Here is a 15,048-nt window from a genome sequence, read left to right on the forward strand (position 1 = left end):
AATCGTAAGGAAGGACTCAGCATGAACAGCAATATTGCTTCTCAATTTTCTGGACTACCGATGAAGGCACTCATTGGCGCCCCTCTCAAAGCGGCAACTGATGCCAATGCAATGATAGCAAATGCACAAACCCAGTTTCTCCTAACAACCTGCTTCGAGAAAAGCACAGATGATGAGAATCAACTAGTACCTACTATGGTTAACTTTACATTGTCTCGATCTGTAATTGATAAAGACGGGGCGATCAGTAGTACGCCTTTAAAAATGAACATTTCTATCCCGCTAATGACCTTGATACCGATAAACTCGCTCGCCATCGAAAAGCTCAAAGTCTCATTTAATATGGAGGTGAAAAGCTCTCGTGAAATCAAGAAAAAAGACACATTCGATCAGCAAAGCAGCAGCGTCAGCAAAGCCAGTCATGGTCCCGAGCGATCAAGTGGACGTAGAACACGAGTGCAAGGCCGAGTGCAACGGCGCAGGCAACGCAGTGCGCACGAGCAATTAAGCGCCAATGAACAACTCAGTAAACCTGAACAGGCGCATGATTTTGAAACTGAGTTGCACGGCTCTTTGGCCAAATCCTCCCTAGGAGAACAACAACAATCAAATGCTGCCCATGCCAGCTACGAAGTCACCCTGGAGGCGGGTCAACTCCCTCTTCCTAACGGGATAACCACGATATTAGACATTTTCTCAAAAAATATGATGCCACTACCTAGCAAAAAATAAGGAAAAGCCCATGAGTATCAAATCAAAGCTCGATTGCCCAGAGTGCAATATGCCCATTTATTTTGAATCAAATCTGCTTTTATCTGGGCAGTCATTTTCATGCTCTAACCCCCATTGCGATGTGTCTATCGCACTTACTGCGACCGACAAAGATGTCGTCTCGGATGCATTCACTAAATTTGAACAGATCCGCCACACCGCCACATCACAGGCAGGTCATCATGACACCTAAACCAATCACGCAACTTGAAATGAAGTGCTGTTAAACCTAGTTAAACATCACTACATCAATTGCTTATCAAAAAACGCTAACATGGACTCAAGCGTCTTAATTCGATGAGGTTGGTAACTCAAATGGTGATCACCCTCGTCTAATTCTATATATTTAAAATCTTTTCCAGCCGATTCGAGCGCCTTCGCCATATTGCGGCTATGCCTGACAGGCACGACAGAGTCTTCACTCCCATGAATTAACAACACCGGTTTTTTTATGACTTTGGCAAAATTAACTGGAGAAACAGTGTCAAGTTGTGCTCTGTCACCTCCAAGTTGTTTGCGTACGATATCCTTATTAGTAAAACGCGCAGCCTCCCAGTAAATTAATCCCAAATCACTCACACCAGCAAAGCTCGCTGCACATCTATATGTATCGGGATGTTTCACTAAGGCCATGAGTGCTGCATAACCGCCATAACTTCCTCCAGCAATGCACATTTTGTCCTGTTTGCTGTAATTATTCGCCACCAACCAATTTGCTGCATCTTCTAAATCGTTTTGCATTGCTTTACCCCATCCACCGATAGCGGCCTTAGCAAATTCAAACCCATAGCCATATGAGCCTCGATAGTTTGGTTGAAAGACAATGTAGCCATTGTGTGCAAAAAACTCAGACCAATAATCGAAGGTTTCGTCGTCTCGGCTGTAAGGTCCTCCATGAGGTAAAATGATTGCTGGGTATTGTACGTTTGCTTGGTACCCTCTTGGCAAGGTTATATAGGCTTCGATTTCGATATCATCTCTTGCTTTATATACGATTAACTCTTTGCCGAGGTAAGTTTCACCATGGATATATGGATATTGTTGATCTAGGTACTTAATTGTATTTTTTTCGCGATTTCCTAATAAATAGCTGCCAGCATCTGTTTCGGATTCACTATAAACAACATAACTATTTCCTCGGCTATCGATATCCTGAATGGAGTTGTTCGCATCTGGCAATGCGTGATCTATTGAAGTTTGCAGTGCTTTTAAATCTTCATCCCAATATTCCGAGCCAGATACCGCCGCTACAGCACCTGAAAAAGGTGAGTAATACAATCGACTGCCAACATCATAGTCGGGGTTATGAGAGACAAGCGTTCGTGGCAAGGCAGGATCTGAGGCATCTACTTTAAAAATAGATGCCTTATCATTGTGGATTGCTTTGATATAAAAAATATTGGGGTCTTTATCAAATCCTAAAACCGTAACTTGGTCATTAGAAAATGCTTCATAGTCGAAAATAGTCCGCCATTTTTCCGTTTTAAGATCACGTAACTGATAGTAAATATGTGTACCATCAACATGGTATGACACCCTCACATTGCCTTGTCTATCCGCAACCCAATCTTCTACATGCGACTTATAGCTCATAACACGTTTTAATTTTGATGTTCTTACGTTTAATTTATAAACATCTGGTAAGTTTGCCTTTCTGAGGTCAATAGATAGCAATACATGTTCAGGATCATTTGGAAGCATACTGATCACATTGTCTTTAATTTGAGCATTATGCTGATTTCTGCCTGGGCGAATCACAATCTTTGTCGATTTACGCTTACTATTTAGGTCATAACTAAGCAACTCAGTGCGCGTGTATCGGATGTGTCCTCTCGATTCGGTATATGAAACGCCCAGTACTAACAAGCTATCATTTACCCAGTCAAACCAATTAAGCTTAATATTTAGATTATCTGTTTTTGTGACAGGATAGACCTTTCCTGTATTTAGATCTTTAACAACTAAATACAAGTCACCTTTGCCATTGGCAACATAAGCATATTTAGAACCTTGAGGAGAGAGTTTATATTGGCTTACCATGGGTAAACTTGCAAACGCTTCGATCGGTAACGCAGCAGTCTCTTTAGCAGAAGAAGAAATATGTAACGTTGCTGCCCCCAATGCAAAAATAAACCATAACAAACGCGCCATAGTGATCCTTTCGTTTTTTAAAACTATTTTCCCTAAATTACTCGAAACAGCGTCGCGCTTCAATGTTAATTGGTCTGATAAATTACCCAGTGCACTCTTTCACAAGGGTTTGCTGCCTATCAATTCTCAATTTGCTCTAGATAGAAAAGTCACGCACACCGTGAGTGACTTTTTGTATTCAAAGGGCTTATTGCGACACTACGACCGTATTATTCGGATGCAATACTGGGCAATCCCACAAATGTGTTCTTGTTCCGTTTTGCGCAGAAGGTGCGTCAACGCAACGTGAAGGCGCTAATACCGTTTTAAGCTGACTATTGGCATATGTAAATGCTTGCGTTGGACTGGTGTTGCAGTCCCAAACCATCAACCTTTCACCATTACTAGTTGCAAAGTTTCTGTAGTCTAAGCATTTGTTATAGTTCATCTTACTTCGTACTTTGCCCTCATTTGTGAATAACCACTTCTGATTAGAGCCGCCATGGCAATCATGCACTACAACATCCTGACCATTGGCGGGATGCGCCAACCAAATATCCAAACACTTGCCATGGATTTTTAATTCTACGTGTTTTTCAATGCCGAGGTAATTGTCATGCCAAGTATGGGGATCTGCAGATTCGTGCCACCTTACCGTTTTTTTCATATTCGCTTTACCTGCACTGCTCCATGAAAACAAAAAGTCTGAGTTTTGAGGTAAGCAAAGATAATTATCTTCCCAAGTGTAAGGGTCCGCAGATTCTTGGATTTGTGTACAACGCATGCCATCAATAGGACCAGCATAAGACCACTTCATACCAATATCTTGAGAGGCGCAAAAATAGTTATCATGCCATGTGTGAGGATCAGCAGGTTCCACGGTTTGTACACAATACATCCCAGACACTGCGCCGAATGACTTGAATACAAACGACACGCCACCAACAGAAGTAGACTGATCTGTCTGACTTACGCCTGATATTGCACTCAATGACAAGTCTTCGTGTACGTTGTTGCAATTGCCATTGGACACTTGTAAACGACCATTTTGACATTGTTTAAATACCACTTGCCTTGCAGTACCACCTACTTGCATATTGATAGATTTGCTGCTGGCACCAACAGCCGTCATTCGATGCTGATTTCTAAGTGCAGTGATATCGAAATAACTTAGTAAATTGCTTGTCCCCTGTGACGCAAAAGCCAAGGTCACTTTGAGATTCTTAACGGTGTTAGCGATGCTGAAGCTGTTGCCGGATACCTCTTTTGGTAAACTTTTATGGTATCCAATGGCAAACTTAACTGCATTATCTGGCGTGCCTGGGTTAACTGCTTGTACAAAAAAGCTCATTATTGGCTGATCACGGTGTGTGTGATGACCATGCTTTATGCGCTCTAGTTCATTAATATCAACGGCAACGCCGACACCCACATTCCCTTTATTCACCATAAACATCAGTGACTGAGCATTGTCGCGGTTTTTAACGTCATCTGCGACACGCTTGAGGTTGGTGTAATCTACATCTCGGATCAGCGTGTAGACAACCTCTTTTGCCAACCCAACATTATTAGAATTTATCCCATCAAGCAGTGATTCAAGCTGCGACAGGTGATGTGCACTGCCCACCACGGTACCTGCAAAATGCTCCAATTGTGCCAATTTTCTTTGCTCTTCAATAAAGTAAGTACCCAATTGATTAATTGACGTGAGACTTTGAGCGACTGCAATGGCTTGATCTGTGATTGCACTTGAGTCAACGCCAACCGCATTAGTTGCTTGATTGACAACATTAGCTCCCTCTTTGAGAGCCGTGATAGCCACATGAGTAACTGGGCTTGTCACATGATGTACTACATTAGCAACTTGGCTAACAGCACTCCCCACCGAGCCAACAGGATCCTTGAAAAAGTCGCCAATGCTTCCCCAGCCAAATGCGTTAGCTTGTTCAGTAAAAGCGACTGAACCTGTTACCAATGACGCGACCACCGCTGTGCTTATCACCCCTTTTCGTGAACCCATTTTTATACTCCAAGATTAATACAATTAAATATCGTCAGGCATTCTTATTTTCACACCCGCCTGAATCGTTAAATAAAGTACATTAATGAGTTACCCAAAACCATTACACACCATTACAGATGAAAAAAATACGTTAATTTAAAATAAAAAAACCATACTAAAAACTTATTTTTTATTTCCTCTTAATTTATAAATGAAATTAAAAATGCCAACGTTATCTTTTCTTTTATACAGACCGCCACACTAGCTAGGCAACATGATGCCGATCAAACGCAAGCACTCATCCACGTTTTAAGATACAGGCTACAGCAGGGGTCACACCCAGTTTAAAAAGATTAAATATCAACACGGTAGAGGACTTTCTATGAACCACCAACTATGGAGTGACAGTGCGAAGCAATATGCCGAATCAGCCCCTAAAATCTCTTTTTACAAAGACACAGCCAAATACATTGCGGAAATTGTGGACAAGTATGAATATCACAACTTTGTCGATTTAGGCTGTGGCTCCGCAAATTTGGTTTTGAACGCGTTATTAGAAGGCTATCCGAGGAGAAGTGTTACCTGTACCGACGCAGCAAAAGGAATGATTGCGGTCGCAGAGCACAATAATAAGTTTAACAATGCGACCTTTTTATCGACAGCCGCTGAAAACATAAACTTTGCGCCAGACTCGATATGTTGCTTTCTTGCCAATTCGGCCTTTTGGATGTTCAATTTCGAAAAAGCCTTATCACGTATTCATTCTCAGCTAAAACACAACGGCGGCTTACTGATTAATTTCTCTGAATGGGATTTACAAGGCAGTAAGTATGAAACATTAAAGTATTCACTGATTGATTCGCAGCTAGAGAAAAGCGGCTATGCCAAAAAAGAATATAAAGGAACCCCAATAAAATACAGCAAAAATACACTGCTTGCGATGATTGAAAGTGCCGGTTTTGAAGTATCAAAGGTCATAACAAAAACCATTTGTGTGACAAAGCAAGATTGGATCGAATTCTATAAAGTGCCAGCCATCGCAGCCAAAAGTCTTCCACATCTCGATTTGTCCGAGGCGCTTTCAACACTAAACTTAGCTATGAATGCCCTTCCTCAGGACTATACCCACCAGATGAAATGGCTTTTTATTAAGGCCGTAAAAATATAGGCTCTCATAGCGCTTTAATTAAAAAGCGCTATGTCTACTAAAGTCAAAACACTACAATTAATTTGCCTTTTTAACTTCTAAAATCAAGTTATCTTTATGATAACTAAAGTTTGTATGGCTAAGATTACTGCCACTTACAGCATAAACCTTATCAAATGGTGTTGATACAGAGTTTGGATTAAATGCTGATGTAAAGTCATTCGTATTTAAGTCTAATGCACTTGCTGTAGTAATAAATGTTGGTTTTTTATTATTGGAGAGCAAGTTATTAGTGACCCGACGAATATTTCCGTTGTCGTCAAAGAACGCTTTCAACATCTGTCCCGTGATAGCATACGATCCTGGCGCGTTATCAAAGTTATGACTTCTATAGTAGTGTCCCATTTTATATTGGCGACTAATGCTAAGAGACTTCAACGTATAATAAGTGTCTCCATAGACCTTGTAGTCAGCTTCAAACCTCGCCATTTGACTGTTGGTAGGTAAGCCTGTTGATGTCCCCGTGTAGCTCCCGTTAGAAAATGCGACATTGTAAGTTGACGGGTAGCCCTCATCGGCTAACTTTCTAAAGTATTGAAAACTATCATTACCCGTAACCAGTAATTTGGCAGCCAGTCCTTCTGTCAAACTAGCATACATACGTCGTGCATTTTTGCGTGCTTTATCGCAGGCGCTACTCCAAGAGCAGCCTCTGGCATCTTCAAGCCGCCCTTTGATTCTGCCAATTGTATCCGTAATGGTATAAGGGATATTGGCCCCTTTATGCGGTGCATCAATAGAAATATAATTAAAAAACTCGTGGTTATAACGACTTGACTCCATTAAGTTTAAGGCTTGTTTTGCTATCAAGCCGCCGTAGCTATACCCCATCATTGTACTTTGATGGTTACCGGCCTTCAGTTGAGTTTCTACGAAATGGATTAACTGTGAGGATTGTGGGATTACACTTTCTTCAGCCTTTGTATAGTCAATAAAAACGATGTCTCTGCCAGTTTCAAGTAACGGTTTGAAGACATCTTTAAGGTTGTAATCATTCCAATACTTATTAAACTCGCCACCACTGGCATTGATGCCGCCCGCTGTAACATTCAAGCCTTTTATAAAATAAACCGGTTTATCAAAAACACCATCTTTCGATTTTACGACATGAGCAGTAACGGCTGGTATAGGCATACACATGTATTGCATCGTATCTCGACACGCTGGGTAAGAAGAATACGATAAGTCTAGTTGTTGGTCATTTTGTACCTTATATTGTTGACCATTTTCAGACTCAATATATTGCCCGTCACTCAGCGGGTGAGACATGTTGTTGTACCACACAAAGTTTGCAATATAAGTCACTTTACTTGAAGGGTAACCATCTACCGTCGTTGCCCAATTGAATTGAGAATACAATGCGAGCGCCACTACTGAGAGTTTTTTAATACTAATCATTTTTTGTTCCTTGCGAATGAGTCGCTATAAAATATATATGCAAAGCTGGTTTTAATTTAACCAGCTAAAGTTGGGACGCGTCTCTTACAATTAAATTTAAAAAATAGCCTCATCATTTTGATAAAATAAATGGGTTATTGAGCACCGCCATTTACAATCAATCAAGCGCAAAGCAACTTATAAATTCTTTATGAATTGCTATGGTTTTCACCACATTGTTAACTTTTACAAAAAGGCGCTGAGTGAATTAAAAAAGGAGCCTAATGTAGGCTCCTCTAACAAGGGGAATGCGCCATGTACTAATACACTTAGCGCAATCGCTTACAACATCGTGGTAGGCGTATAACTTGGCGGTCTGTTTTCAGCGGCATTGCCGAATGCCATATTTGGCTTTTCACTTAGTACAAAGTCTAAAGTTACCGGTTGATTGATATAGGACTCATCGATCCAGCTATTCAGTGTAGATTTGCCATTCACCTTAAGGGATTCAATAAAAATATGCTGATTAGACGCACCTGGCGCATTGATCGTTATATTCGCGATTTTTGCTTTCGAAAATTGAGGGCTCGATATCACTAGGTCAGCTCTGCCAGGGTACTTAGGGTAAAGACCCAAGCTACTGAATACATACCACGACGACATTTGACCTAAGTCATCTTGACCAGGTATCCCATCTGGCGCGTCTAGCCAAAGCTGTGCCATGGTCTCGCGAACAGTTTGTTGTGTTTTATAGGCATCACCTGTGTGCAAGTACATCCATGGAGATAAAATCGAGGGTTGATTTGATACATCAGAAAACTCTGCGGAGTCACGATACAGTACCCAAGTGCCATCAGGCTTTCTAAAATGACTGTCCAACCTGTCACTCATCACCTGCTCCCCTCCTAACACGCGCGCAAGACCAGCACCGTCGTGAGGGATCATCCACAAGTATTGTGCTGGGCTGCCTTCAACAAATAAGTGCCCAGAAAATGGGTCAAAATCTTCTTTCCAGCTCTTATCCTTGTTGCGACCTTGAATATAGCCAAGCGATTCTGTCGCCGCAGGGTTGTAAATATTTCGCCAAAAGCCGGCCTCATTGACGAATCGCGTAGCATCCTCACTTTTTCCAAGACGCTTAGCAAGCTGTCCCAAAGAGAAGTAACTAGACGCTTGCTCTAACGTTTCTGACGCACCTTCCCAGCTATTGGACTGCGCTGAAATATATCCGAGACTTTGCCACTCATCCAGAGATGGTTTTTGTCCACGACAAAATACTGGGCAACCAACATTGGATAAGTCAAACTCCGTTGGTTGTGTCGCGGCTTTACGAAGCGATTGATAGGCCCCGGAAACATCAAAATCATTTGCACCAAAAGCCACAAAATTGGCGATCGCTATCGTCGAAGGGTCCCCACTCATAACCCCTGTTGGACCCGCATTATGAGTCCAACGATCCCACACGCCATCAAACTGATTGGCTTGATTGAAAAGAGATTGGGCAATATCACTGCCGCGTTTTTTATCCAGTAAGGTCACTAGCTGTAATTGAGAGCGATATACATCCCATCCTGAGAAATTAGCATACTGGACTTGTTGTGTCTCTGACACTCTATGTACTTTTTGATCAAACCCCGTGTACTCTCCATTTACGTCAGAAAAGATATTGGGATGAAACAAGCTATGGTATAGGGCAGTATAAAAAACACGTAATTTGCTTGTATCATCGGAGGCAACTTGTACCTTGGATAACGCTTGCTCCCATATACTGTGCGATTTTTGTCGTAAGGCTGCAAAGCTCGACTCAGCCTGCTCTTTCTCCAAATTTTCTCGCGCATTTTCTAAACTCACATAGGAAATACCCACTCGCATCTGGGCTGTTTCACCATCTTTAAGATTTAGATTTACCCACAGGCCAGCGCCTTTTCCAATGTCTGGCCACCCATTATCGCCATAGCCCATACCGCCTTTTGACGATGCAGCTCCCAGTGTGACTTGATCATCATGCCAAGCACCTGAGCCTGAAATTGGCTTGTTAATTTTTGCTACGAAATGCAAAGTATAATAATCGCGTTGATTGTATTCGCCTAAATAGCCACAAAAATTGCCAGACGTAACATAACCTGTTACCTCGCCTTTTTCTTTGTCGACTTTAGCAAAGGCATCACCACTGCCCAATTGCGAATAAGATGTTCTAAATAACAATTTGGCATTGTTAGCCTCAGCAAAAGTGAAATTAGCGATCCCTGTTCGCGCTGTTGCAGTGAGCTCAACATTCACGCCATTATCAAGCCCAACCTGATAATAACCAGGAATGGCCGTTTCATCGTCGTGGCTAAAGCCGGCACTGTAATAGGCATTGATGGGATCCGTCGCTGGAGAGAAAGTGATATCTTGTGTGAAAGGCATCACGGGTACATCGCCAGAAGCTCCCAAACAGCCCGTGCCGGACAACCGCGTGAAAGAAAACCCCTTAACGCGACTTGCTTGATAATTGTAACCCCCCGGAGAAACAGGCACCCGTTTATTTTCTTCTAAGATTTTTTTTGAAATCCCTTCTGATTCTGCCAGCAACTCTTTTGTGTAAGCATGCTCGGGCCCAAAATTAAACATTCCAAATGGCACTACCGCACCAGGCGTTACATTGCCAGCCTGCCTATGGTTGAATGGGCCCTTTGTCCCTATCAAGGGATCTACATACGATACGACATCTGAGACGTAAGCAGGATTAGATACTACTTGCTTATCGGTAGTTTGATTGGTTTCATTTGGTGCTTTGTCGCATGCAGTCAATATTGCACATGAAAATGATAAAACAGCCAAATGCCTCATTTTGTTGTTATGAATCATGTTTCTTTTCCTGATTTTGGATCGTTCCAATTTTAAGTCTAGGCTAATCTGAAAACTTATCTACCTTGCCATTATTTTGGAGGTTTGTACAATTTTAATGCGTTTATTTAAAGGTAATTAGCGATGGTTGACATCGTTATGATATTTGCAGGACAACGCAGATGAGCGACAATACGCATGAAAGCTGAACGACTATCGTGTTTTTAACACCCACTCTTTGAGCTTTTCTTTCACTTTACTTGCTTCTATTGGTTTGGTGATGTAATCATCCATACCTGCATTTAAACATTTTTGCTTATCCCCTTGCATCGCATTGGCCGTCATGGCAACAATTGGGATCCTGACATGGCGCTCGCCAGCTTTAGCCGCTCGGATGTTTTGTGTGGTTTCATACCCATCCATTTTTGGCATTTGACAGTCCATTAACACAATGTGGTAAGGCTGAGTGCAGTCTGCATCAGCTAATTTTTCAATCGCTTCAACGCCATTTTCGGCAACTTCAGTCGTCACGCCAATGCCGTTCAAAATTCGCATTGCCACAATCTGATTCACTTTATTATCTTCAACGAGAAGGACACGAGTATGCGTTGCCCACGCCTCGTCATTAATATCGCCCGTATTTGCTAGCTTTTCAGCCTCACTCTGAATATTGTGCCGCACCAAAATGTCGGCATTAACGGCAGACAAAGCCATCAGCAGATCATTCATAGTGGCGGGTTTTGAGAAATGACCATCCAGAGGCACTGAGCTGTTTTCAATTGCATCATAATGTTCGTTTAGCAGGTTCATCATAATGAGTTTTATATGTTCATTTTGTTTTTTTATTTCCTTCGCCAGTGATTCGCCGCTCATATCAGGCAAAGTCTTGTTAAAAAATACAATATCAACCTCATTTTCTTCGAGTTCCTTCAAAGCTTGCCCAGCATTGGTAGTGTCTATGGCGGTTATTCCCCAACGCTGCAACTGCTTGCAAATCGCTTTGTTGCTTGAGTTTGTAGGGTCCACAATCAGTGCTCTTAGATTCAAATGCGCAAATGCGTGTTCTTTTTGCACCTGATGCGCGCTTTGGGTCACAGTGCAATGAAATTCAAATCGACTCCCTAAACCAACTGTACTTGAGACCTGCACATCTCCGTTTAAAAGCTGACACAATTTTTTAGTAATGCTAAGCCCAAGGCCTGTCCCACCGTATTTTCGCGTTGTTGATGCATCAACTTGTATGAATGAGTCGAACAAGCTCGACAGCTTTTCTTCTGGAATACCTATCCCCGTATCTTGGATCTGGCAGGTAAATACTTTTTCATTCGCGACGGGCGTGGACTCAAGTCTAGCAGTAATCACGATTTCACCGTGCTCAGTAAACTTAATGGCATTACTCAAAATATTGGTAATAATTTGTCTAATTCTTCCAGGATCGGAGTTTACCATCGGTGATTCGATGTCGACCAAATCAACGATTATGCTGACGCCTTTTGTCTGAGCAGACAATGCCATTGACTCACACAAAAGCTCAATTAACTGCTTTAAATCAAAATCAATAAACTCTAGCTCTAGCTTATCAGCTTCAATTTTCGAAAAGTCCAAAATATCATTTATCAAGGTGAGTAACGAGTGTGCGCTGGTACTTGCTATGGTCACCGAATGGGCTTGTTCGGGCGTGAGTTCACTGTGCTTCAAAAGCTCTAACATCCCCAACACACCGTTCATCGGTGTTCTTATTTCATGGCTCATGTTGGCCAAAAACTCAGATTTCAACCGAGTTACTTCTTCTGCTTTTTTGAGCGCTTTTTCGAGATCAATTGCCTGCATCTTCAATGATGCTGTTTTTTCGGTTACCTGCTTCTCAAGTTGAATGACAAATTGCTTTTGCCTGTGGATCTCTGCTTTTTGTAACTTGGTGCGTAAATAAATCACCATGAAAATGATTGCTACAATCGCGAACACATACAAACAATATGCCCACCATGTTTTCCAAGGGGGTGGAGAAACATGCAACTTGATCGACAGAATATTGGACCCCCAAAGCCCGTTACTGTTGGTTGCTTTGACTTGAAAGGTGTATGTCCCACCGTCTAAATTTGTGAATGACGCCGTATTTCTATTGCCGATTTCTATCCAGTTATCATCGTATCCTTCAAGTTTATATGCATATATATTTTTATTAGGAGAGATAAAATCTAACACCGAAAATTCAAATGAAAAAATATAATCTAAATACGAAATATGAATATCTTCAACATATGAATAGGGCATACCAAGGTCAATGGCTTGTCCCATTTTATTGAACCCGGTCAACACCAGATTTGGGTCACTTAAGTCAGACTCAAGAGGTTGGGTACTAAAGTATTCGATACCGCGTTGGCTACTGGTAAATAGCGTATTATTTTTGCCTTTAATCAAACTGCTAGGGTAATAATTTAAACCCAGTAAGCCATTTCGACTATCAAAATTGCCAATTTTACCAGTTAACGGAGAAAACTTCGTAATGCCTTTATTTGTCGTCAGCCAAAGGTTTCCTTGTGGGTCGTCAGATATTGCACGGATCAGATTACTCGGCAATCCGTCTTTCATGCTAAAGTGTTTAAAGTTTTTTGTCTCCGCTTGATATAAGTTCAAGCCCTGTTGCGTGGCGATCCAAATACTGCCATCGCTTGATTGATGAATATCTTGAACGATACTCCCTAGCAGGCTATCGGGGTCATCTTTATTACTCATGTATGATCGGAATTTTTGACTACTCTCATCCCATACATTTACGCCGTCCCCCGTTCCGACCCAGATATTTTGAGCTCTGTCGGTATAAATAGCCAATACCTCTGGGTGAGATAAACCATGTGATGCATCTAAATGCTTAAATTTATTTTCGCTAGGATAATAAATATAAACACCATTTTTATACGTCCCGATCCATAAATTTCCGTAAACATCTGCCGTCAACGCTCTGATTTCTCTGAACTCCTGATAGTGCGTTTCGGTCTTGGGGTATGTAATTAATTCACTGCGTCCTGTGTCCAAATTAATTTTGGCAATGCCACGGTCTTGCGCCAGCCAGAGAGAGTGATGCGGATCTAAATACAACACAGGACGCTCTAGCAGCGTATTTTCCCCAAACCCATTTTCCTCATTAAAAATCGGCTGAGATACACGCTGCAATGATTGTGATGAGACTTCCCACTTCAGCAATTGAGAGGTCACATTTGCGATAAAAATATCTCCATTAGCATCTGCCACAATACCATTTGGTGCCACCAATTCAGGGCTATTAATAGATTTGAATTTGCGATGCGGCACCAATTTGAAGATGCCATGAATTTCATTTGTAATCCAAATCGTCTTTGCACTGTCTTCAAAAATGATTCTTAAACCATTGTTGTGCTCAAGGTCTAACTGCACAAGCTGTTCACTCACACCTGACTTTCTAAACACACCTTTACTGGTAACAAACCAGACAAACCCATCTTGATCTTCGATCATCGAATTGACTTGCCCTAGATGCACACCATCAATCACACCAATTTCGGTGAACTCTCCCGTTTCTGGGTCAAAGGCGAATGGTCCTTGTTGCGTACCAACAAATAACGCTCCCGAGGACGTTTTTAATACGTGTCTGATTTCATTGGCTCCGGTAGGTGTATCGTTAACAGGATCCGGAAAAAAATATCGAAAGGTCTTTTGCTCTTTGTTGTACAGATTCAAGCCGTAACTTGTTGCTATCCACAGGCTCTGTTCATCGTTATTCTCAATATCCCAAATACGGTTGTGAGAAAGCCCATGGGCGATGCTAGTGCCAACTTGGATATGTTCGAACTGATTGTGGGCTAAATACCGATTAAGGCCTTTGTCATACGAGCCCAACCAAATGGAGCCGTCCAAGTCGTGATAAAGAGACTGAATTCTGTTTGCTGAGATGGAGTCCGCACGTTTGGGGTCGTGAATAAAACTCTCAAACTGTCCCGTTTTTGGGTTGTATCGATTTGCGCCCCCACCCCAAGTGCCCACCCAAATGTTTCCATTTCTGTCTAGCATCAAGTTACCGGCATCATTGTGAGATAGCCCATTTACATTTTTACTATCAAACTCAAACAGCGTTACTTTTCGACCATCGTAACGCATCACACCGTTCTCGGCAGTGCCAAACCAAAGGAACCCTTGTTGATCTTGGATAATTGAATAAATCTCTGAAGATGCGAATCCATCTTCTGCGGTGAGCTTTTTGACTGAGTACTGGTTTGCCAGTATCGGAATTTTTCCTAGGCAAGTACCTGGAATGACAGCCACTAATATCCATGTGATATATAGAATGAGTGAAAGCTGTTTTTCCATAGGCATTTAGGCAACCATAAAAAGTATCTAAAGTGAGTGTTACGCTTTAATAGGCTAGTTTAAAATGTCCACTATTTCTACGCATTTTGTTGTTTATCCTATAAAAATGTACAAATAGTTTGAACCTGCTTTGGGATTTCCTTCGACACTATACGGTCGCTAACGTCTTGTTTACTGCAACATGGGGGTTTTGTAGAGTCATAAATCAATCACCTTTGGGATATTGATATCAGTATCTAGATTAACCACCATGGTCCTTTCTAAATTCACTCACCACCCCCCTACGATGGCATACAACCCACTACATAAAAATAACGTAGTGACAGCTAGCATGAAGGCAATATGGAAAAACTGATGTATCCTCAGTCTCCATATAATTAACTAAAGG

8 protein-coding genes are annotated in these 15,048 nt (G+C 41.7%); 3 read left to right on the forward strand and 5 right to left on the reverse strand.

Translation table 11 applies throughout. The features are described 5' to 3' along the window. Nucleotides 1-21: 21 nt before the first annotated feature. Together L1286_RS12890 and L1286_RS12895 are read left to right on the forward strand one after the other, a co-directional pair. Nucleotides 22-732 (forward strand): DUF2589 domain-containing protein, encoded by a 711-nt coding sequence (locus L1286_RS12890; RefSeq protein ID WP_235407463.1) that lies wholly within the window; start codon nt 22-24, stop codon nt 730-732. A 10-nt stretch (nt 733-742) separates the two neighbouring features. Next, complete coding sequence (locus L1286_RS12895; RefSeq protein ID WP_235407464.1) at nt 743-964, forward strand: hypothetical protein; 222 nt, start codon at nt 743-745, stop codon at nt 962-964. Between the two features lie 50 nt (nt 965-1,014). Here the strand turns inward: L1286_RS12895 and L1286_RS12900 are convergent, their stop codons facing one another. Continuing rightward, nucleotides 1,015-2,922 carry an alpha/beta hydrolase family protein gene (locus tag L1286_RS12900; protein ID WP_235407465.1) on the reverse strand — a complete coding sequence of 636 codons (1,908 nt, stop codon included), beginning with the start codon at nt 2,920-2,922 and terminating at the stop codon, nt 1,015-1,017. A 187-nt stretch (nt 2,923-3,109) separates the two neighbouring features. Further along, nucleotides 3,110-4,921, reverse strand: coding sequence for an RICIN domain-containing protein (locus tag L1286_RS12905; RefSeq protein WP_235407466.1), 1,812 nt, complete (start codon nt 4,919-4,921; stop codon nt 3,110-3,112). A 364-nt stretch (nt 4,922-5,285) separates the two neighbouring features. Between L1286_RS12905 and L1286_RS12910 the strand changes: the two genes are divergently transcribed. Continuing rightward, nucleotides 5,286-6,071: a class I SAM-dependent methyltransferase gene (locus L1286_RS12910; protein ID WP_235407467.1), complete on the forward strand. Its 786-nt coding sequence runs from the start codon at nt 5,286-5,288 to the stop codon at nt 6,069-6,071. Between the two features lie 57 nt (nt 6,072-6,128). On the opposite strand, the gene L1286_RS12915 is transcribed toward L1286_RS12910, so the two are convergent. The 3 genes from L1286_RS12915 to L1286_RS12925 all read right to left on the reverse strand — a co-directional run bounded on the left by L1286_RS12915 (nt 6,129) and on the right by L1286_RS12925 (nt 14,666). After that, nucleotides 6,129-7,508, reverse strand: coding sequence for a hypothetical protein (locus L1286_RS12915; RefSeq protein WP_235407468.1), 1,380 nt, complete (start codon nt 7,506-7,508; stop codon nt 6,129-6,131). Between the two features lie 321 nt (nt 7,509-7,829). Then, the gene (locus L1286_RS12920; RefSeq protein WP_235407469.1) at nt 7,830-10,337 is read right to left on the reverse strand and encodes a GH92 family glycosyl hydrolase; all 2,508 of its coding nucleotides are present in this window, start codon (nt 10,335-10,337) and stop codon (nt 7,830-7,832) included. 192 nt (nt 10,338-10,529) lie between these two features. Continuing rightward, a complete protein-coding gene (locus L1286_RS12925) occupies nt 10,530-14,666 on the reverse strand; it encodes a hybrid sensor histidine kinase/response regulator (RefSeq protein ID WP_235407470.1) in 4,137 nt (1,378 codons plus the stop codon). Nucleotides 14,667-15,048: the final 382 nt, after the last annotated feature.

Origin of the sequence: Pseudoalteromonas sp. SMS1 (assembly GCF_021530565.1) — a bacterium.
GTDB lineage: Bacteria > Pseudomonadota > Gammaproteobacteria > Enterobacterales > Alteromonadaceae > Pseudoalteromonas.

Excerpts from the sequence above, each read along its gene's own strand:
- L1286_RS12895 (WP_235407464.1), top strand. The coding sequence starts at position 743 with ATGAGTATCAAATCAAAGCTCGATTGCCCAGAGTGCAATATGCCCATT.
- L1286_RS12920 (WP_235407469.1), bottom strand. The coding sequence starts at position 10,337 with ATGATTCATAACAACAAAATGAGGCATTTGGCTGTTTTATCATTTTCA.
- L1286_RS12905 (WP_235407466.1), bottom strand. The coding sequence starts at position 4,921 with ATGGGTTCACGAAAAGGGGTGATAAGCACAGCGGTGGTCGCGTCATTG.
- L1286_RS12910 (WP_235407467.1), top strand. The coding sequence starts at position 5,286 with ATGAACCACCAACTATGGAGTGACAGTGCGAAGCAATATGCCGAATCA.
- L1286_RS12925 (WP_235407470.1), bottom strand. The coding sequence starts at position 14,666 with ATGCCTATGGAAAAACAGCTTTCACTCATTCTATATATCACATGGATA.
- L1286_RS12900 (WP_235407465.1), bottom strand. The coding sequence starts at position 2,922 with ATGGCGCGTTTGTTATGGTTTATTTTTGCATTGGGGGCAGCAACGTTA.
- L1286_RS12915 (WP_235407468.1), bottom strand. The coding sequence starts at position 7,508 with ATGATTAGTATTAAAAAACTCTCAGTAGTGGCGCTCGCATTGTATTCT.
- L1286_RS12890 (WP_235407463.1), top strand. The coding sequence starts at position 22 with ATGAACAGCAATATTGCTTCTCAATTTTCTGGACTACCGATGAAGGCA.